At 72.0% G+C, this 19057-nt stretch carries 17 protein-coding genes; 8 read left to right on the forward strand and 9 right to left on the reverse strand.

The window, feature by feature from the left end:
* Positions 1-9 precede the first annotated feature (9 nt).
* Positions 10-849: an MHYT domain-containing protein gene (locus ADK52_RS13290; RefSeq protein ID WP_053689982.1), complete on the reverse strand. Its 840-nt coding sequence runs from the start codon at positions 847-849 to the stop codon at positions 10-12.
* A gap of 158 nt (positions 850-1007) precedes the next feature.
* Between ADK52_RS13290 and ADK52_RS13295 the strand changes: the two genes are divergently transcribed.
* Positions 1008-1607: a class I SAM-dependent methyltransferase gene (locus ADK52_RS13295; protein WP_053689983.1), complete on the forward strand. Its 600-nt coding sequence runs from the start codon at positions 1008-1010 to the stop codon at positions 1605-1607.
* A gap of 66 nt (positions 1608-1673) precedes the next feature.
* On the opposite strand, the gene ADK52_RS13300 is transcribed toward ADK52_RS13295, so the two are convergent.
* Positions 1674-2588, reverse strand: a complete 915-nt coding sequence (locus tag ADK52_RS13300) for an oxygenase MpaB family protein (protein ID WP_053689984.1) — start codon at positions 2586-2588, stop codon at positions 1674-1676.
* A gap of 135 nt (positions 2589-2723) precedes the next feature.
* On the opposite strand from ADK52_RS13300, the gene ADK52_RS13305 reads away from it, so the two are divergent.
* A complete protein-coding gene (locus ADK52_RS13305) occupies positions 2724-3518 on the forward strand; it encodes a hypothetical protein (protein WP_053689985.1) in 795 nt (264 codons plus the stop codon).
* Positions 3519-3541: 23 nt separating this feature from the next.
* The gene (locus tag ADK52_RS13310) at positions 3542-3997 is read left to right on the forward strand and encodes an SAM-dependent methyltransferase (RefSeq protein WP_053690025.1); all 456 of its coding nucleotides are present in this window, start codon (positions 3542-3544) and stop codon (positions 3995-3997) included.
* A 13-nt stretch (positions 3998-4010) separates the two neighbouring features.
* On the opposite strand, the gene ADK52_RS13315 is transcribed toward ADK52_RS13310, so the two are convergent.
* Positions 4011-4193, reverse strand: a complete 183-nt coding sequence (locus tag ADK52_RS13315) for a hypothetical protein (RefSeq protein WP_053689986.1) — start codon at positions 4191-4193, stop codon at positions 4011-4013.
* A 325-nt stretch (positions 4194-4518) separates the two neighbouring features.
* On the opposite strand from ADK52_RS13315, the gene ADK52_RS13320 reads away from it, so the two are divergent.
* From ADK52_RS13320 to ADK52_RS13340, 5 genes are all read left to right on the forward strand, one after another.
* A complete protein-coding gene (locus ADK52_RS13320) occupies positions 4519-5865 on the forward strand; it encodes a GAF domain-containing protein (protein ID WP_078988290.1) in 1347 nt (448 codons plus the stop codon).
* Positions 5866-5919: 54 nt separating this feature from the next.
* Complete coding sequence (locus tag ADK52_RS13325; protein WP_053689987.1) at positions 5920-7443, forward strand: aldehyde dehydrogenase family protein; 1524 nt, start codon at positions 5920-5922, stop codon at positions 7441-7443.
* Between the two features lie 236 nt (positions 7444-7679).
* On the forward strand, positions 7680-8885 hold the full coding sequence (locus ADK52_RS13330) for an ATP-binding protein (RefSeq protein ID WP_420714855.1): 1206 nt from the start codon (positions 7680-7682) through the stop codon (positions 8883-8885).
* Positions 8882-9940 carry a tetratricopeptide repeat protein gene (locus ADK52_RS13335; RefSeq protein ID WP_053689989.1) on the forward strand — a complete coding sequence of 353 codons (1059 nt, stop codon included), beginning with the start codon at positions 8882-8884 and terminating at the stop codon, positions 9938-9940. The genes ADK52_RS13330 and ADK52_RS13335 overlap by 4 nt, the downstream gene beginning before the upstream one ends.
* Complete coding sequence (locus ADK52_RS13340) at positions 9940-11010, forward strand: tetratricopeptide repeat protein (protein ID WP_053689990.1); 1071 nt, start codon at positions 9940-9942, stop codon at positions 11008-11010. Before ADK52_RS13335 ends, ADK52_RS13340 begins: the two co-directional genes overlap by 1 nt.
* A 527-nt stretch (positions 11011-11537) precedes the next feature.
* Here the strand turns inward: ADK52_RS13340 and ADK52_RS43600 are convergent.
* From ADK52_RS43600 to ADK52_RS13370, 6 genes are all read right to left on the reverse strand, one after another.
* On the reverse strand, positions 11538-12524 hold the full coding sequence (locus ADK52_RS43600; protein WP_078988295.1) for a helix-turn-helix domain-containing protein: 987 nt from the start codon (positions 12522-12524) through the stop codon (positions 11538-11540).
* 449 nt (positions 12525-12973) lie between these two features.
* Positions 12974-13570, reverse strand: a complete 597-nt coding sequence (locus tag ADK52_RS13350) for an NADPH-dependent F420 reductase (RefSeq protein WP_053689992.1) — start codon at positions 13568-13570, stop codon at positions 12974-12976.
* A 43-nt stretch (positions 13571-13613) separates the two neighbouring features.
* A complete protein-coding gene (locus ADK52_RS13355) occupies positions 13614-14432 on the reverse strand; it encodes an inositol monophosphatase family protein (protein ID WP_053689993.1) in 819 nt (272 codons plus the stop codon).
* A gap of 108 nt (positions 14433-14540) precedes the next feature.
* Positions 14541-16049, reverse strand: a complete 1509-nt coding sequence (locus ADK52_RS13360) for a GMC family oxidoreductase (protein ID WP_053689994.1) — start codon at positions 16047-16049, stop codon at positions 14541-14543.
* A gap of 524 nt (positions 16050-16573) precedes the next feature.
* Positions 16574-17257, reverse strand: coding sequence for a hypothetical protein (locus tag ADK52_RS13365; protein WP_078988292.1), 684 nt, complete (start codon positions 17255-17257; stop codon positions 16574-16576).
* Between the two features lie 204 nt (positions 17258-17461).
* On the reverse strand, positions 17462-18976 hold the full coding sequence (locus ADK52_RS13370; RefSeq protein ID WP_234343709.1) for a DHA2 family efflux MFS transporter permease subunit: 1515 nt from the start codon (positions 18974-18976) through the stop codon (positions 17462-17464).
* Positions 18977-19057: the final 81 nt, after the last annotated feature.

Here is a 19057-nt window from a genome sequence, read left to right on the forward strand (position 1 = left end):
GCCGGCGGATCAGCGGGCCGCAGCGGGCGGCACCGCGGACGCCGCCGGAGCCGGTGCCGGGGCGGGTGCCGATGCGGATGCCTGCCCGGCCAGGTGGCGGGCGGCCCACGCGGAGGCGGCGCGCTCGTCGGCGGTCGGGGAGAGCGCGACGAACGCGGAGGTGATGAACAGGTACGAGCCGAGCCCGACGGCGAGCGGGAAGATGAACTGCATCGCGGTGGCGCCGGGCAGGGCCTGGTCCGAGGGGACGACGTGGACGGCGACCGCCAGCATCCCGGTGTAGTGCATGCTGCTGACGGCTGCGCCCATGACGAGCGAGGCGACGGCCACGGCGACCGGTGCCTTGATGTTCAGCGCGGCCCACAGCGCGGCGGTGGCCGCGACGACGGCGATGGCGACCGAGAGCCCGACCGTGAGCGGGTCGTACGAGATGCTGCCGTGCAAGCGCAGGGCGGCCATCCCGAGGTAGTGCATGCTGGCGACGCCCAGGCCGGTCGTGAGGCCGCCGAGGACCAGGGCGCGGCCGCGGGCCCTGCCGTAGCCGACGGCGAACACCCCGGCGCCGACGACGAGCACGGCGACGAGGAGGCTGAGCATGGTCAGCGGCACGTTGTAGTGGATCTCGGTACCGGTGACGTTGAAGCCGAGCATCGCGACGAAGTGCATCGTCCAGATGCCGGTGCCGATGGCGGAGGCCGCGGTGAGGAGCCAGTTGCGGCGGGAGGATCCGGTCGTCGCGGCGAGCGCGCGGACGGTGCAGCGCAGCCCGAGGGCGGCGCCGATGGATGCCATCACATATGACAGTACGGGTGTCAGCCAGCCATAGGCCGCGTGGTCGAGGTGTCCCATGGCCCCGGGACGCTAGTCCGGGTGAGGGCGCGAACAAGGGGCGCATTTCGAAAGCAGCTGGAACTGCTGGAATATGACAGAGCTACGTTCTTCTTCGATCACGCCACGTGCCACCTTGCACACGCACCGCGCGGAACCCCATGGGGGATCATGTCCACATGAGCGAAGACCACACGCACGTGCAGGAGTTCTTCGGGACGCGCGCCGCCGACTGGGACCGGAAGTTCCCGGCGGACGGGCCCGCGTTCACCGCGGCCGTGGCCGAATTCGGCCTGCGCCCCGGGGACCGCGTCCTCGACGCGGGCTGTGGGACCGGGCGGGCGCTGACGGCGCTGCGCGCCGCCGTCGGCCCGGCCGGCACGGTGCTCGGCGCGGACCTCACCCCGCAGATGCTCGCCGCCGCACGGCGGGCCGGGCGGGACGCCGAGGGCACGCTGCTGCTCGCGGACGTGGCCCGGCTGCCGCTGCGCGACGGGGTGCTCGACGCCGTGTTCGCCGCCGGGCTCATCGCGCACCTGCCCGATCCGGAGGCGAACCTGCGCGAGCTCGCCCGCGCCGTCCGGCCCGGCGGCCGGCTCGCCCTGTTCCACCCCATCGGGCGGGCCGCCCTGGCGGCGCGGCAGGGCCGCGCGCTGACCCCGGACGACATGCGGGCCGAACACAACCTGGGCCCGCTGCTGGCCGGTTCGGGCTGGGACATGACCTCGTACGCCGACGAGGACGCCCGCTTCCTGGCGCTCGCGCTGCGCCGCGCCTGACCCACCCCTCCCCTGGCACATTTCGTACGTCGGCACCCGGCCCGGGACCCGAGGAGGCGCCCCGGATCACGCCGGGGGCTGAGCCTCGGCCCCGGCCGGTCGGCGGGGATGCGGTACGGGGCATCCCCCCGAGCCGGGCACCGGGAACGTGCCGAGCTCGCCCACGTCATAGCCGTGGGGGTAGCCCCTGATCTCCGGGTTCTGCCGGGCGTGGTGCGGGACCTTGCGCGGCGGCAGCAGCCGGACGGCGCGCCCGCGCAGCTTGAGGGCGCCCCGGAACAGCCGCTTGACCTGCGGGCGGGGGCTCTCGTAGCGGAACGCGGCCAGCAGTGGCTCGTCGAGGAGGGAGAGGGCCAGGGCGCGCGCCGCGGGGGCGAGCGGCGCCGGGTACCAGGAGGCCATCAGGCCGATGGTGGAGTCGGCGACCTCACGGCCGCCCTGGTCCCAGCCGAAGTGGGCGCCTTCGTACGCGATCAGGGTCTCCTCGAACTCCTCATAGGAGCCCGGAATATCCTTTATGCCCATGTGTCGGCCGAGTTCGGCGTAGTAGTTCGCGCTGGCGCGGCGCTCGTGGTGGGTCAGCGGACGCCAGCCGTAGGCGTCCATCCAGCGCACCGGAATCACCACGAACGTGCACAGGACGTAGCGCATGTCCTCGTTGCTGATGTCGTAGGCGCGGTGCATCTGGTTGACGCGACGGATCGCGGTGCGTGCGGTCTCGCTCTCGAACCCGTGCTCCACGACGGCGTCGAGGAGCAGCGAGGTGTCGTCGTAGCGCTTCTGCGGGCGCTCGGTGAACTCGGCGGTCTCGGCGAGCAGCCGGCCGATGCTGGGGACGGCGTACGTCCGCAGGAGGGCGAGCTCCAGGGCGCGGGTGAAGTCCCAGGGGAACTCGTAGGTGGTGGTGAGCCGGTAGATGGCGAGGAAGTCCTTGTCGGGGTCAAGACGGAGGATCTCCCTCAGCCGGTCGTAACGCTGCACCGGGTGTCCCTTTCTGTGGCGGGTGGTCAACTCTACGTGCAGGTGGCGGGCTTGGAAATCGACGGCCGCAGGCTCTCGACGCGGGGGTTACCCGCTGGTTAGGGTGCGCCGACGAGAGAGCGACCGGGAGGCCACGTGACGGACGAGGAGGGGGGCGGTTCGCTCTATGTGCTGACCGCCGTACTGCTGACCCCCGCGCAGTTTCCGAGCATCCTGGGCGACGATTTCCCGGAGGCCTGCTCGCTGCTGGGCGTGAAGCCGGCGGCGCGGGGATACGGGCTGGTGCTCGGCCAGGACGAGGAGGGCGCGCGCTGGACCGTCGTCGTGGACGACGTCTCGCTCGTGGCCATGGCGATCGCCTCCTGGGACTGCGGCATGGAGTACGACCTGTCGCCCGACGAGCGGTCGATCGTGGTCTCGCTGGCGGGCTGGCCGCTGGCCCTGTCGGTGGCGGCGCCGGGCATCCCGGAGCCGCACGACCCGGAGCAGGGCGCCGACGGCACGGGGCGGGTGCCGCTGGCACCGCCGTCCGCCGAGGTGTGGGGGCCGGTACAGCGGCGGATGGGCGCGGACCAGATCGCCCGGGAGTGGACCGACTGGCACGAGCGGGTCGCGACGGACGGCGGCGCGGCGGCCGCGGCGCACCCCGGGCTCGCGCGGGCGCTCCAGGAGGCCCTGGAGTACACGCAGAGCCCGCCGCCGCCCGGCCGGGTCCGGTCCTCGTTCGCGGGCGAGGGGGTGCGGACGCTGCGGGTGGACGGCCCCGGGTGGTCGCTGGTGGCGCGGACCGGCGACACGGCTTTCGTACTGCTGGACGAGGAGCCGAGCGAGGTCCTCACGGTCCCCCTCGACGGGGATCCCGATCTCGGCCTGCCGAAGCTGCCGGAGCTGCTCGCGGCGCTGGACCGCGTCGCCGTACGCCCGGCCTGAACCGAGGGAGAGACGCTGTGCTGGTGGAATCGGAGCCGGTGGCCGTGGTGGTGGGCGGCCGCGCGGAGGCGGTCGACGACGACTGGGGGCGGGAGACGGCCGTGATCCGCCTGGACGCCGGACGCTTCGGCCCGGAGGCCCTGTACGGGCTGGCGGAGTTCTCGCACCTGGAGGTCGTCTACCACTTCGACCGGGTCCCGGCGGAGAAGATCGAGACGGGCGCGCGTCACCCCCGGGGCAACCCCGACTGGCCGCTGGTCGGCATCTTCGCCCAGCGCGGCAAGAACAGGCCGAACCGGCTGGGCGTCTCCCGGTGCCGGATCCTGAAGGTGGACGGCCTGGACGTGCACGTGGAGGGCCTGGACGCGGTGGACGGCACCCCGGTCCTGGACCTGAAGCCGTACATGGCCGAGTTCGGCCCGCGCGGCGAACACCGCCAGCCCCCGTGGGCCACGACCCTGATGCGCGACTACTACTAGGCCCTGCCGCGCGTCAGCGGCCCAGCTGCTTCCTGGATATGCCCCGCAGGCGACGGCGCTGGGAGGAGTCCAGCAGCAGGTAGGCGGCCGCCGGCACACCGATCAGGACCAGCAGTCCCGCCCAGAACCCGACCGTCCAGAACAACACGATGGCTGCCGCGACTCCGGCAACCGCGACCTTGCCGCGCTTGGTCATCTGCGGACACCTCCACCTGTCGTCGTCCACTACCCCCTCAACGCACCGCCGCGACCACGCGTTCCCGACCGCACGCTCCGGGCGAGACCCCGTACGCCTGCGGGTCGGGGCCGCCCCGTCCGGGCCCGGGCGCCGGGCCCGGTCGCCGGGCCCGGGAGCCGGGACGGGCCGACCGTCCGGCCCATGTGCGGCCACCGTGCGCGACCGCCCCGCCACGCCGTGGCGGCGTTTTCGGGCGCCGTGTGGCCGACGCGGCGCTTGTCGGGACCCGGTACCGGCACGACGATGGGGGCGCTCCGGGTACCGCGGCACCACGGGAGGGTGAATGGGCGATCCGTCGGTGGCGCTGCCGGGCGGGGCCGATCCCGCCGAGCGCACGCGCGTACTGCGCCGGGCGCACACCGCCTTCACGCAGAACGGGCGGGTCGAGGCTCCGGTCCGGGCGGTGATCGCGAATTCCTGGCGGCGGTGCGCCCGGGCCCGCGTCAGCCCGGAGTGCACGCCCCGGGTGGAGCTGGCGGAGGCGGAGCTCCGGTCGTACCGGGCGCAGCACCCCCTGGCCCGCGTGATGCCGGTGTTCCGGGATCTCGTGGGGGCGTTCGCGGCGCACGGGGCCCATCTGCTGGCGGTGTGCGACGCGCGGGGCAGCCTGCTCTGGGTGGAGGGCGAGTCGGCCACGCTGCGGCGGGCGGAGGGGCTCGGATTCGTGCCGGGCGCCCGCTGGGCGGAGACGGCGATGGGCACCAACGCGCCCGGCACGGCGGTCGCCGTCGGGGAGCCGGTCCAGGTCTTCGGCGCCGAGCACTTCAGCCGCCGGGTCCACCCCTGGACGTGCGCCGCGGCCCCGGTGCGCGATCCCCGGACGGGCCGGCTGCTCGGCGCGGTGGACATCACCGGCGGGGACGGCCTGGCCCATCCGCACTCCCTCGCCTTCGTACAGGCGGTGGCCCGCGCCGCGGAGGCCCAACTCGCGCTGCTGGACCCGGTCCCGCCGGCCGCCGGGGACACCCTCGGCGCCCTCGGCCGGGACGAGGCGCTGCTGGTCGGCGGGGGTGCCGGGGTCCGCCTGGGGAGGCGGCACAGCGAGATCATGGCGCTCCTCGCGCACCACCCGGCGGGCCTGACGGGCGAGGAGCTGGCGATCGCGCTGTACGAGGACGAGTCGGTGTCACCGGTGACCCTGCGCGCCGAAATGTCACGGCTGCGCGGAGTGTTGGGGGGCCGCGCCCCGCTCTCGCGCCCGTACCGTACGGCGGCGCCGCTGGAGGCGGACTTCACCCTCGTGACCCGCCACCTGGCGGCCGGCGCCGTTTCGGCGGCCCTCCACCACTACGCGGGCCCGCTGCTCCCCGGCTCGACCGCGCCGGGCATCGTCCGGCTGCGGCGCCGGATCGAGGACCAGGCACGGGCCGCGGTGATCGCCCGGGCGGACGCGGGGCTGCTGACCGACTGGGTGTGCACTCCGTGGGGCGCGGACGACGCGGCGGTGTGGCGGGCTCTGGCCGCAGCGCTGCCGCCGGAGGGCCGCCCGGCCGCGCTGGCCCGCGTACGGGCCCTCGACGAGGAACTCGGCGCCGAGCCCGCCGCCCCCGTACGCCCGGAGCCGACTCCGGCTCCTCCCCCGGGAGCGGGCCCGCGGCGTGCAACCTATCCGCAACCTGCCCGCTCCTAGCCTCCCCCCGAGCGCTGTCCGACGGCGGCCGGCGCCCGGCAAGGGGAGGACACCATGGCCCGTTACGCTGCGCCCGGTACCGAAGGCGCGCTCATGTCGTACGCGTCCCGCTACGGGCACTTCATCGGCGGCGAGTACGTCGAGCCCGCCCTCGGCGGCTACTTCGCCAACCCCTCCCCCGTCAACGGCCAGACCTTCACGGAGGTCGCGCGCGGCACGGCCGAGGACGTGGAGCGGGCGCTCGACGCGGCGCACGCGGCGGCGCCCGCCTGGGGCCGCACCTCGGTCACCGAGCGGTCCACGATCCTGCTGCGCATCGCGGACCGGATGGAGCAGAACCTGGAGGCCCTGGCGGTCGCGGAGACCTGGGAGAACGGCAAGCCGGTCCGGGAGACCCTCGCCGCCGACATGCCGCTGGCCATCGACCAGTTCCGGTACTTCGCGGGTGCGCTGCGCGCCCAGGAGGGGGCGCTGAGCCAGCTCGACGACGACACCGTCGCCTACCACTTCCACGAGCCGCTGGGCGTGGTCGGGCAGATCATCCCGTGGAACTTCCCGATCCTGATGGCGGTGTGGAAGCTGGCTCCGGCGCTGGCGGCCGGGAACACGGTGGTGCTGAAGCCGGCCGAGCAGACCCCGGCCTCGGTCCACTACTGGCTGAGCCTGGTGGCGGACCTGCTGCCGCCGGGTGTGGTGAACATCGTCAACGGCTTCGGCGAGGAGGCGGGCAAGCCGCTGGCGTCCAGCCCGCGCGTGGCGAAGATCGCGTTCACCGGGGAGACCTCCACCGGGCGGCTGATCATGCAGTACGCGGCCGAGCACCTCAAGCCGGTCACCCTCGAACTCGGCGGCAAGAGCCCCAACCTCTTCTTCGACGACATCTGGACCACCGACGACGACCTGCGCGACAAGGCGCTGGAGGGGTTCACCATGTTCGCCCTGAACCAGGGCGAGGTGTGCACGAGCCCCTCGCGCGCGCTGATCGAGCGGGGCCGGTACGGGGACTTCCTCGACGCGGCCGTGGCCCGTACCGAACGGATCGTGCCGGGCCACCCGTTGGACACGGACACGATGATCGGCGCGCAGGCGTCGGAGGAGCAGTTGCGGAAGGTCCTGTCGTACGTGGAGATCGGCCAGCAGGAGGGCGCGAAGATCCTGACGGGCGGCCGGCGCATCGAGCAGGACGGTGAACTCGCGGGCGGCTTCTACGTAGAGCCGACCATCTTCGAGGGGGACAACCGGATGCGGATCTTCCAGGAGGAGATCTTCGGCCCGGTGGTGTCCGTGACCTCGTTCCAGGACTTCGACGACGCCGTCCGGATCGCCAACGACACGGCGTACGGGCTGGGCGCGGGCGTCTGGACCCGCGACATCAACACGGCGTACCGCGCGGGCCGCGCGATCCAGGCGGGCCGCGTCTGGACGAACTGCTACCACGCCTACCCGGCCCACGCCGCCTTCGGCGGCTACAAGCAGTCGGGCATCGGCCGCGAGACCCACAAGATGATGCTGGAGCACTACCAGCAGACGAAGAACATGCTGGTCTCCTACTCCCCGAAGAAGCTCGGCTTCTTCTAGGCCCACGAGAAGCGGCGCCTTGGGCGAGGCGCGGTGGTACCCCCTGTGGGTCCTGGCGCTGTCGACGCGGGTAACGGCTCCGCGGCGCTGACGGCGGCGGGGGGGGGGGGAGGCGCCCCCCCCCCCCCCCCGGCCCAAACCCCCCCCCCCCCCCTCCGTCTTTTCCCCCCCCCCCGTCCGACGAGTCACCTCTCATCCGTAGCCTGCGGGCCGCTGTCGCCGCCGCTCCCGAAGACGTGCCGCTGCGGCTGCACTTCACCGAAATGCTCCTCGCGGAGGGGAAGCACGACGAGGCCGTCACGCAAGCCGCGGTCGCGCTGCAGCACGCGCCGGGCGACGAAGCCGTACGGGACCTGATGGTCCGCGCCATGCAACTGCCCACGGTCGGCACGCCGCCCCCCGCCTTCGACTGGGCCGCCGCCGAGCAGGAAGTCGCCGGCGTCGTCGGCCCCCGCTTCGCCTCCGGCTCCACCGATCCCGCTGACCCCGCCGACGCGGGCGACGCCACCGAGGCCCCCCTGACCGCGGACGGCAGCGGCGACCCGGCCGATGCGTCCGCCTGGGACATCGACGCCCCCGGAGACGTAAGCCTCGCCGACGTCGGCGGCATGCAGCAGGTCAAGGACCGGCTCGAAGCCGCCTTCCTCGCCCCGATGCGCAACCCCGAACTCCGCAAGCTGTACGGCAAGTCGCTGCGCGGCGGCCTGCTCCTCTACGGCCCGCCCGGCTGCGGCAAGACGTTCATCGCGCGGGCCGTCGCCGGCGAACTCGGTGCCGGCTTCATGTCGATCTCGCTCTCCGACATCCTCGACATGTACATCGGCACCTCGGAGAGGAACGTCCACGACATCTTCGAGGCCGCCCGCCGCCAGGCGCCCTGCGTGGTCTTCCTCGACGAGCTGGACGCGCTCGGCGCCAAGCGCTCGCGCATGCACCACAGCGGTCTGCGCAACGTCGTCAACCAGCTCCTCACCGAGCTCGACGGCATCAACGCCGCACAGAACGAAGGCGTCTTCGTGCTCGCCGCGACCAACGTCCCCTGGGACGTGGACCTCGCCCTGCGCCGCCCCGGCCGCCTGGACCGCACCCTGCTCGTGCTGCCGCCCGACGCCCCGGCCCGGGAGTCGATCCTCCGCTACCACCTGCGCGAGCGCCCCATCGAGTCCGTCGATCTCGGCAAGATCGTCAAGGTCACCGAGGACTTCTCGGGTGCCGACCTCGCCCATCTCTGCGAGAGCGCGGCCGAGTACGCGCTCCTGGACTCCGCCCGTTCCGGCACCGTCCGCATGATCGGTACCAGGGACCTCCTGAACGCGGCCAAGCAGATCAAGCCGTCCAGCGAATCCTGGTTCGCCTCAGCCCGCAACGTCGCCATGTTCGCCAACGACGGCGGCATCTACGACGACCTGGTCACCTACCTGAAGAAGAAGCGCAAGCTGTGACGACACACCCACAGGTCCAACGGGCCCGGATGCTCTACGAGATGATGCGCCCGGAGGAGGCGCGCGAAGCGGTCGGCCGCCGCCTCGCCGAGGACCCTGACGACCACCAGGCGTGGAGCCTGCTCGGCCAGTGCCAGCTGACCCTGGGCCGGTACTCCGAAGCCTTCGCCGCCGCGCTGGAGTCCCTGCGGCTCGAACCGGGCTTCCTCGATGCGCACTTCGTCCGCGGCTACGCCCTGCGCCACCTGGGGCGGCTCGAGGAGGCGGAGGCGGCGCAGCGCTTGGCGATCCGCATCGATCCGTATGCCTGGGGCCCCCGACGGCAGCTCGCCGAGCTGCTGTTGGAACTGGCCCCGGACCGCCCGGAGGAGGCGCTCGAGCACGCCGAGGTCGCGGTGCGGGAGGGACCGGAGGAGACCTACACGTGGGCGACCATGCACAAGGTCGCCACGTTCCACGAGCGGACAGAGCTGGCCGACGAGGCCATCCGGCAGATCCTCCGCGTCGACCCCACGCACACCCTCGCCGTCACCGTGTCCACCGAGCGCGAGGCCGCCAAGGCCGGCACCTCCGCCGCCCGGGCCGCCGAACTGTACGCGGGTGGGCTCGCGGCCGCACCGCACTCCGACGCGCTCCGCAAGGACCTCGACAGGGCCGTCTACCGGATGCTCCGCGGCACCCGATGGCTCGCCCTGCTCTGTCTGGTCATGGCCGCCGTCACCGTCGACGTCTTCCCCGCCGGGGGCGAGGCGAAGGAGCTGCCCGTCCATCTCGGCACCCGGCTGTGGGCGCTCACCCTGATGGCCGCGGTGTGGGGCTTCGGAGCCTGGCGCCGCTACCGGCGGCTGCGGACCGGGGCACGGCTCACCGTGTTCGCGCTCGTGCGCCGCTCGTTCTGGCCCAGGGTCGTGCTCGGCCAGGCCACCTGGGCCACCCTGTGCGCGCTGTTGCTCGTCGCTCTTCCGTGGAGCGAGCGCACCGTCCCTCAGGTCCTGTTCTGGCTGGCACTCGTACCGAACCTGCTCAGCATCACCCACGACCGGGACAAGGTCTGATGAGCCGGGCCCTGCAACAGGCCGAAGCCCTCTTCGACCTGGGGCGCCACGAGCAGGCCGCCGCACTCGCCGCCCGGCACCTCGCCGGCGCCCCCGACGACGCCGCCGCACTCGTGCTGCTCGCCCGCTGCCGGCACCGCCTCGGCGACGAACGGCAGGCGCTCACCACCGTCGAACACGCCCTGCACGTCGCACCCGAGTCGGTGAGCGCCCGGCTGGTGCACACCCACGTCCTGCTCGCCCTGAAGGAGCACAAGCAGGCCGAGGAATCCGCCCGGCGCGCCGTCGAACTCGCCCCGCAGTTCTGGGCGAGCCACTACACCCTCGGCATCGTCCTCGACCGCGGCGGCCGCAGGAAGCGCAAGCGGGCCGCATACGAGTCGGCCCGCACGGCCGTCGCCCTCGCCCCCGAGGAGAGCGACGCGTACGTCCTCCTCGGCCTGACCGCCCACCGCACCGGCAACCACCGCGTCGCCCGGCAGGCCTACGAGACGGCGCTGCGCCTCAACCCGGACAGCAGCGCGGCCCACAACAACCTCTCGCTGCTCCATCTGCACCGCCATTGGCTCCGTCCCGGCTCGTGGACCCGGGCCGCCGAGGGCTTCGTCCAGGCCGCTGCCCTCGACCTGGACGACCGCCATGCCCGCTACAACCTGGAGAATTTGGCCTGGGAAACGTTGATGGGCTCCCGCTGGGTGGCCTTCGCCGGAACCGTCGCGGTGGCGTTGGGCTCTGCACACCTGCGTGCGGGCGCCGCCGGCACCGACGCCCTCGTCACCTGCCTGGCGTGCGCGGCCGTGCTCGTCGGCGGCTGGGGAGGCTGGCTGCTGTGGCAGGCCCGGCGGGTCCCGCCCCACCTGCGCCGCCCCCTCCTCCTGGTGGCGCGCGGCTGCCGGGAGGTCCTCGGGATGGCGCTCCCCGTCGCGCTGCTCATCCTCCACGCGGCCTTGGCGCTGGTGCTGTGGCGCAGCGCCCTGTTCTCCGGTCTGGCGATTCCGCTGGTCTTCTTCGCGCTCGTCATGTCCGTGGCCGGCCGCACCGCCCTCCAGCAGCGCGCGCCGAAACAGTAGGAGGCGACCCCGTGGACGCATTCGGCGACACCGCCCACTCCACCGGCGACGCCCGCCGGACCCTGGAACGCGCGTGGCACCGGCTGCTCCTCAGGCCCGCCCTGCCCGCAACCTCCGCCGACTGATCGTCCTCGGACCACCCGCACCGGCGGTGCCCGGTGCCTCGGCCTTGTGCCGTCGCATCGGCGCGGGCGATCACGGTGCCGTCGTCGTGCTCGACGATCAGCCTGCGGCCCGCCAGGGTCAGCGCACCCAGGCACCCTGGCGGTAAGACGACCACAGCCTCGGGCCCGGGTCGTCCGCTCACCCTCAATGCGGACGTGACCGGGTCCTCGGCAGCCTGATGGATGTCAGAGAAGGGGGCGAAGATCCCGAGCGTCTTGTGGGACAGACCGTCTCGCGTCTTCGGCCGGCGAGCGCCGGGGACACGCTGGGCACCCCAGGACCGTCCGGACCAAGATCCGGACCGTTCTCGGACCAGCCCCCTCCAAGGGAGCTACGAGATGCGGAGCACTGTGTCGTTCCGGTCACGCGCTTTCGGCCGGACCGCGGCCCGGCGGGTGCCGGTTCGGCGAGAGCGAGGCTGCTCCGGTCGAGCGGGCGTACTCGGTGGGAGTCTGACCGTAGTGCTTCTTGAAGGCTCGGGTGAAGTGACTGCCGTCCGCGAACTGCCAGTGTGCGGCGAGTTCCGAAATGCTCAGGCGCCCTGACGGCGAGACAAGGGCGAGCCGGGCCTCATGCAGTCGCCGGTGGCGGATGTAGGTGCTCACCCGCTCACCCACCGCGGCGAACGCCCGGTGCAGCGTACGGACGGAGACGTTGAGTTCACGCGCGAGCATCGCCGGGGAAAGTTCGGGATCAGCGAGCCGACGGTCCGCGAGGTCCTTGGCTGCCTGGGCGAGCGCGGGAGCCAACCGGGGTTCCACGTCGTCGAACCGGCCCTTCACCACCGCCTTGGTCAGCTCGATCAGGGTGCCTTGGGCAGCTGCCACACCGGCCGCGCCGAGCTCGGCCACGGTCATGTGAATCATGTCTGCAAGGGTCGTCAGCAAGCGCATCTCGGCCGAGTCCGCCGGCCCGGTGATGACCCGGTTCCCGAGCAGAGGTCTGAGCTCGCCGGGGGGCAGGACGAGGAACTTCGCCGTGAGGTGCGCCGTCGTCTCGAAGGCCGTCAGGCTCCCGAGGTGCCGCACGAGGAACTGCCCGGCAGACACGGTCCGGTCGCCGTGACCGGACGGGCCTCCCAGAGTCCATGCGCCGCTCCGCACGACGTACATGGCGACCAGATCCTGATCGCCGCCCGGGACGTCCGCGGTCCGGGTTGCCGACGCGGCGTGGAGATCGGCGATCGCCGCGCCGTGCACCTTGGCAACGTTGCCCTTGACCCGGAAGTCACCGATCGTGTCCGGGCTGAAGGCCGGCAGTTGGAAGACATCGTCGCCGACCTGCGTCTGCCACCCGCGCCGGAAAACGTCGAGTCCCCGCGGTGCGGAGTCCGGGGCGGTCGAGTCCACTGCGAACGCCCCGCGCGCGCCGTCGACCTCCGCTCCAGTACCGTGCATCCCTCTGCGATCCTCTCGTCTTCATTGCTCCAACGCCGTCCTGTGGTGATCGTGTTCCGCAGGACGGCGCCATGACCCATGTGGACACCGTGCCAATCTTCCTATGGACGGCTCGCATTGCAGCGCCCGAGAGGCAGAGCTGATGCTTCTGGTTCGGCGAGATGAGCTGATCACCCGAGTACGCGCCGCGGTGGTCGGTTCGCCCCCGTTCCGTGGCCGGCGCGCAGTTCGCGGTGTGGGCCGATGGCGTCGGCCATGCCCAGGCAGGTGCTGCCCGGGCCATGCCGATCGTGCTTGCACATCCGTCTCGGCCCAGATCAGCCCGTCGCGATCGTGTCCCACCGGGAACCCATCCGTGCCGGTGCCGGCTCCGGTCACCTGCAGCTTGTGCGGCTCGACGGTCAGCGGGCGATCGAGATCGCGAAGGGGGCGAATCCCCCGGACCGGATCACGTGGGGCACGAAGAGGATGGCGGCCTCTGTGGCGCGGGCGGTCCGGATCCCGCCGAGGTCGGTGATCCACTCCTTGTGCCAGCCGAGGTCGGTGAGCAGTTCGCCGACCGTCTGCTTGGCCAGCGGGTCCTCGCCGGAGAGGAACGCGGTCGGCGCCTGGGTGAGCGTGGCCGGTGCGGTCATCACCGGGAAGAGCATGGTGTTGAGGGTTTTCACGACCTGTGTTTCGGGGAGCGCTGCCTGGAGTTGCTCGGCGAGGCTGGAGCCGGGGTACATGAGGTCGGCGGGCAGTCCGTCGGGTCCGTCGACCGTGGCGTTGGAGACGTCCACGAGGATCTTGCCGTACAGCTCTTCGCGCAGGGCGGCGAGGCGTTCCAGGGAGCCGGCGCCCGGGGTGGCGTTGATGACGATCCGGGCCGCCCGGGCGGCATCGGCGGCGGCCCCCTGCGCGCGGTCCGCGACGGTCACCTCGTGCCCTGCCCGGATGAGGGCTGCGGCCAGGTTGCCGCCGACGCGGCCGTTTCCGAGCACTGCGATCGTGGTCATGATGTTCTGGTCCTTGCGTGGGTGCGGGTTGTGGTGTGCGGGGTCAGCGGGAGAGCGTGGCGACGGCTTCGGCGTGGACGCCGGGCGCGGCGGCCAGGAAGCTCTCGCTCTGCGGGGTCCAAGGGCGGCCCTCGGCGTCGGAGATCCGTCCGCCGGCCTCGGTGACGAGCAGCGCCCCGGGCAGCAGGTCCGCCCGGGCACCGGCGAACTGCCAGAAGGCGTCGATCCGGCCGGCGGCCACGTTCGTGAGGTGCAGGGTCGCGGGTACGGCGGTGCGGACGACGAGCGCGTCGAAGAGCATCGCGGTGATCGAGGAGCCGACGCGCCGTACGACCGTCTCGTCCTCGTCCGGCCGGGCCTGGCTGGTGGCCACGATGCCCAGGGCGAGGTCCGCGGTCGGGGAGACGTGCAGCGGCCGGCCGTCGAGGTAGGCGCCCGCGCCGGTGAGGGCGGTGTAGGTCTCGCCGGTCAGCGGCAGGTGGACCACGCTGAGCACCGGCCGGTTCTCCCGCACGAGGGTGGCCGTCACCGCCCAGTCCGGCAGGGCGTGCAGGTGGTTGACGTTGCCTTCGGCAGCGTCCACGACCCACCATTCGCCGCTCGGCAGCGCCCCGCCGTCCAGCTCGTCCTCCACCCAGCCGGCCTCCGGGCGCAGGCTCGTGAGGCGGGGGCGCAGGATGTCCAGGGCCGTGTCGTCGTTTGCGGCGAGCGCACGCATCAGCTCTTCACGGGTCTCGTAGCGGACCACATCGCCGAAACGCTCGCGCAGCGCCGCACCGGCGGCGCGCACGGCGCTCGCGGTCCGGTCGAGCAGGTCGGCGTCGGAGGTGACGACGTCAGTGGCCTGAAGCGTTTCGGACATGGTGGTGCTCCTGTCTGAGGAGGGGTGATGAGGCCGGTCGGGGCCGTGTTCGACGCACGACGGGGGGATGAAGCGCGTTGTGGAAGCGCCGTGGGCGCAGAAGAAGGCTCAGTCGAGCAGTTCGGCAGCCCGTTCGGCGATGGCGTAGACGGTCGCGTTGGTGTTGGCCGAGGGGATGGACGGCATCACCGAGGCGTCGGCGACCCGCAGCCCGGCGATCCCATGTACGCGAAGGTTCGCGGGATCGACGACGGCATCGGCGTCGGTTCCCATGCGACAGGTACCGGTGAAGTGGAAGTAGGGGCCGGAAGCCTTGCGGATGAACTCTTCCACGGATTCGCCGCTCGTCTCGGAGCCCGGCACCGCCTCCTGCTTGCGCCAGTCGGCGAACGCGTCGGCCTCGCCGATGCGGCGTGCCACTGCCAGGCCCTTGCGCATGACCTCCAGGTCACGGTCGTCGCTCAGGTAGCCCGGGTCGACGACGGGAGCACTGGCGGGATGGGCGTCCGCCAGGCGCACGGTGCCGCTGCTGTGCGGAGCCATCGCGGAGAAGGCTATGGAGTAGCCGTCGGCCGGCGGCCGGCCCCACGCCGACGGGAGCGGTGCGGCGACGACGTAGACCTGAAGGTCCGGCCGGTCCGCGGCGGGGTCGCTGTACAGCAGGCCCATCATTTCGGCCGGTGGGTTGGCAGGAACGAACGGTACGGGCCGGCGGGCCTCGTACACCACTGCCGCCATCGGATGGTCCTGCAGATGGGATCCCACTCCCGGCAGGTCGGCGACGACGCCGATGCCGTGGTCGCCAAGGTGTCGTGCCGGGCCGATCCCCGACAGCATCAGGAGGTGCGCGGAACCGATGGCCCCCGCGGTCAATACGACCTCGGTGCTCTCGACGGACAGGTGCTCGCCACCCACGGTGTACTCGACGCCGGTGCAGCGGCCCGCGGTGATGCGCAGCCGCTGTACGGTCGCGTCCGTGACGACGTCCAGGTTCGGCCGGTCGAGGAACGGACGGATGTAGGCGTCGGCCGCGCTCTGGCGGGCGCCGCCGGGCAGATTCATGTCACTCCACCCGAACCCGGTCTCCAGCCCGCCGCCGATGTCATCGGCGCGTGTGAACCCGGCCTGCACCGCGGCGTCGACGCCCGCCGTGGCCAGGGGATGGGGTTCCGCGACCGGGGCGACCACGACCGGCCCGTCCGTGCCCCGCACGGAGGCATCACGACGGCGAGTGCTCTCGCTGCGGCGGAAATAGGGCAGCAGATCGTCGAAACCCCAGCCCGGAGCGCCGAGTCCGGGCCATTCGTCGTAAGCGGAACGGTGCCCCCGCAGGTGGTAGAGGCCGTTGATGCTCGACGATCCGCCGAGCGCCTTACCGCGCAGCACGTCAGCGGCCCTGCCTGTACCGGCCTGCACGGTCGAGGCGCCCAGCCAGAGGGATGACGGGTCGAACCCCAGGAACCCCCAAGGAGATGCCATCACCTCGGTCGCGTCCCGGGCTCCCGCCTCCAGCAACAGCACCCGCACGCCCGGGCGTTCCGAAAGCCGGGAGGCGATCACGCACCCCGCTGTCCCCGCTCCCACAACGACATGGTCATAAGGACTCTGGCCCATCATGTCTCCGCTTCCCACGGCAGCACTGTCCGACCACCGGGTTTCAGGAAAGGCTCCTCGACGATCGAAGAGCCGATTGCTTGCATGTACTCAAGGGGCCGAGAAGTCGGGATGGTTCTCGTCAGGCCGGCCCTGTACCTCGCTCGGCCGCCTCCGAGCTCGGCGCGCAGAAGGCGTGGAACCGGCTGATCAGCCGCGAGCGGGCTCCAGTTGTCCTCGGTGCGTACCCATCCCGGAACAGCCCGGGTTTTCCATCTGCCGTCGAATCCTAGGAATACCGACACGGCGCGTACTTGAACCTCCGCGACGTTCGTTCGGAACCTCAGCGCCATACGAGTGGCGAGAGGGCGTCCACCGGGGACAGATCGCGGCAGGGAGCCCCGCACGGTGGCCGCTCCCCGATGCCCTCACCGTCGCGGACCAGCTCCGGACCGACCCAGACCAAGGGGGCGCATCGACTGACGTTTCCGCTGGTCAGCGTGGGTGCCGTCGCTGTACCACCAGGAGACGAAGAACTTCCTGGTCTCCTAGTCCGGCCGTGCGGGTCCGAAGGCGGGCGGCCTCTGGCCGTCCCCGGCAGGGCCGACGTCGCCGTTCTTCCACTGCGGGTCGTAGGCGCAGGGCATGCCGGCGCTGCCGGTGAAGTACTCCCGGTCCGGGTACCAGGTGAAGGACATCCGCTCGTCGCCGTCGTCCCGCTGGACGAACAACTCCCAGTCCCTGCCCTGCTCGCCCTCGCCGTAGGACGTGACCTTCCAGCCGTTGTCCTTGAAGAACCGGCGCAGTCGGCGGAGGCCGGGGACCGCCTGGCTCGCCGGCACGTGGTCCAGTGCCCACCTGTGGCTCATCGAGTAGGCGCCGTCGACGGTCTTGTCGTCCAGCCCCAGCAGGCCCCCGTCGTAGCAGAAGCTGGAGCCGTACGTGTTCTCCGTGCTGACGCCGATGTCCTCGACTCCGGGTTCTATGGTGCGCTTGAACCCCATGACCTCGTAGGCCTTCTGGGAACTCTGGAGGGCGCGGTCCGCCATCTTCTCGGGTGCGACACGTCGGTAGTCCGTCGACCCCCATGAGCCCCATGCGAGCGTGACGACCAGAACGAGTACGCCGACGAGCGCCGCGCCTGCGCATCCCAGGGCGCCGAGGAGGCAAGAGGAGGCCTTGGACCGGCTCGGGTCAGGGGCGGCGGCGCTTGGCACTGTCTCGTGGGGCATACGAGGACGCTATGCGAGCGGGATACGCGGCGGATGGGTGCGATGGCCGGTCTCGGAGTGAGTACGCGTACTCACCTGACCTGCGCTCGTACGGTCGAGGGGAGATGGCGGCACCGCAGACAGGGGCACGACCGGACGGGCCGTCGGCCGCAGTCGAACCGCGCCCCCTTCGTCGCGGCGGACACCGGGCCGGTCACCAGGGCGTCAGGTGGGTGTGTGGGCGGTTTTGTCCGTCGTGGTGCCGTCTTCGTCCTGGGCTTCCGGCGCAGCGGGCTGTTGCGGAGCCGGCGGGGTGCGGATCAGCAACGCGACCAGCACGGCCAGGGCGCCGAGCACGGCGCCGATGCCGAATCCCCACCGGATGCCGGTGGCGAGGGCGCCGGTGGCGTCGGCGCCCTCGGAGGCTGCCGTGGCGGCGTGTCCCGACATGACGCTGATGACCAGGGCGGTGCCGGCGGCGGCCGCGACCTGTTGGAGGGAGCCCAGGATGGCGGAGCCGTGGGGGTAGAGGTGCGGCGGCAGTACGGACAGGCCCGAGGTGAAGACGGGGGTGAAGACGAGCGCCATGCCCGCGCTCAGGGCCACGTGAAGGGCGAGCACCAGCCACGGCGAGGTCCGTTCGCCCGTGAGAGCGAACAGCGCGAGGCAGAGCGCCGTGAGTACGGCTCCGGGTACGACCAGGCGTGGTGCGCCGAGTCGGTCGTAGAGCTTGCCGACCTGTGGTCCGAGCAGGCCCATGGTCAGACCGCCGGGGATGAGGAGCAGCCCGGTCTGCAGTGAGGTCAGGCCGCACACCTCCTGCAAGTAGATCGGCAGCAGGATGAACGCACCCATGAGGGCCATGAAGGACAGGCACATCAGGGCCAGGGCCACGGAGAAGTGACGAAACGTCAGTGCGCGCAGGTCCAGCAGCGGTGCGGACGAGCGCTGCAGTGCCAGCTGTCGCCATACGAACAGGCCCACGAGCACGGCGCCGACCAGGGTGATCGCCTCCGGGGGCACGGGCGCCTGGGCCGCGTTCCCGGCACCGAGCCCGCTCAGGCCGTAGACCAGGGCGCCGAAGCCCGCTGCCGCCAGGGGGACGGACATCCAGTCGATGGGGACGGCCTGCGGCTCGCCGATGTTGACCAGGTTGCGCCGACCGAACACGGCCATGGCTCCGGCGATGGGAAGCACGGCCAAGAACAGCAGGCGCCATGACCCCAGCTGGAGCAGCACACCGGAGACGGCGGGGCCGAGGGCGGGTGCGACGGAGATGACGAGGGTGATGTTACCCATGACGCGGCCGCGGTCGTGCGGGGGCACGAGGGTCATGAGCGTCGTCATGAGCAGCGGCATCATGACCGCGGTGCCGCCGGCCTGGATGACGCGGGCGGCCAGCAGTACGGAGAAGGCGGGCGCGGCCGCGGCCAGGGCCGTGCCGGTGAGGAACAGTGCCATGGCGAGGGAGAAGGCGGTCCGAGTCGTCACTCGCTGGAGGAACCACCCCGTCACCGGGATGACGACAGCCATGGTGAGCATGAAGGCCGTGGACAGCCACCCTGCGGCTGCCGCGGTGACCTCGAAATCGCGCATGAGCCGCGGGATCGCGTTGACCATGATCGTCTCGTTGAGGAGGACGACGAACGTGGACAGCACGAGGATCCGCAGCACGGCGGTGACGCGGGCGGGCGGGAGGGTGGGCGTTGCGTGTGGCGCGGGCATGGTGCCTTCCGTCATCTGAGTGTCCTCCGCAGGGGGGCGGGTCACACTGACAGACCGCGGCGCCGGGAAGAACTCATCGGTGTTCCCCGATCCTGT

The sequence above is a fragment of the Streptomyces sp. WM6372 genome (genome assembly GCF_001279655.1).
Classification (GTDB): domain Bacteria; phylum Actinomycetota; class Actinomycetes; order Streptomycetales; family Streptomycetaceae; genus Streptomyces.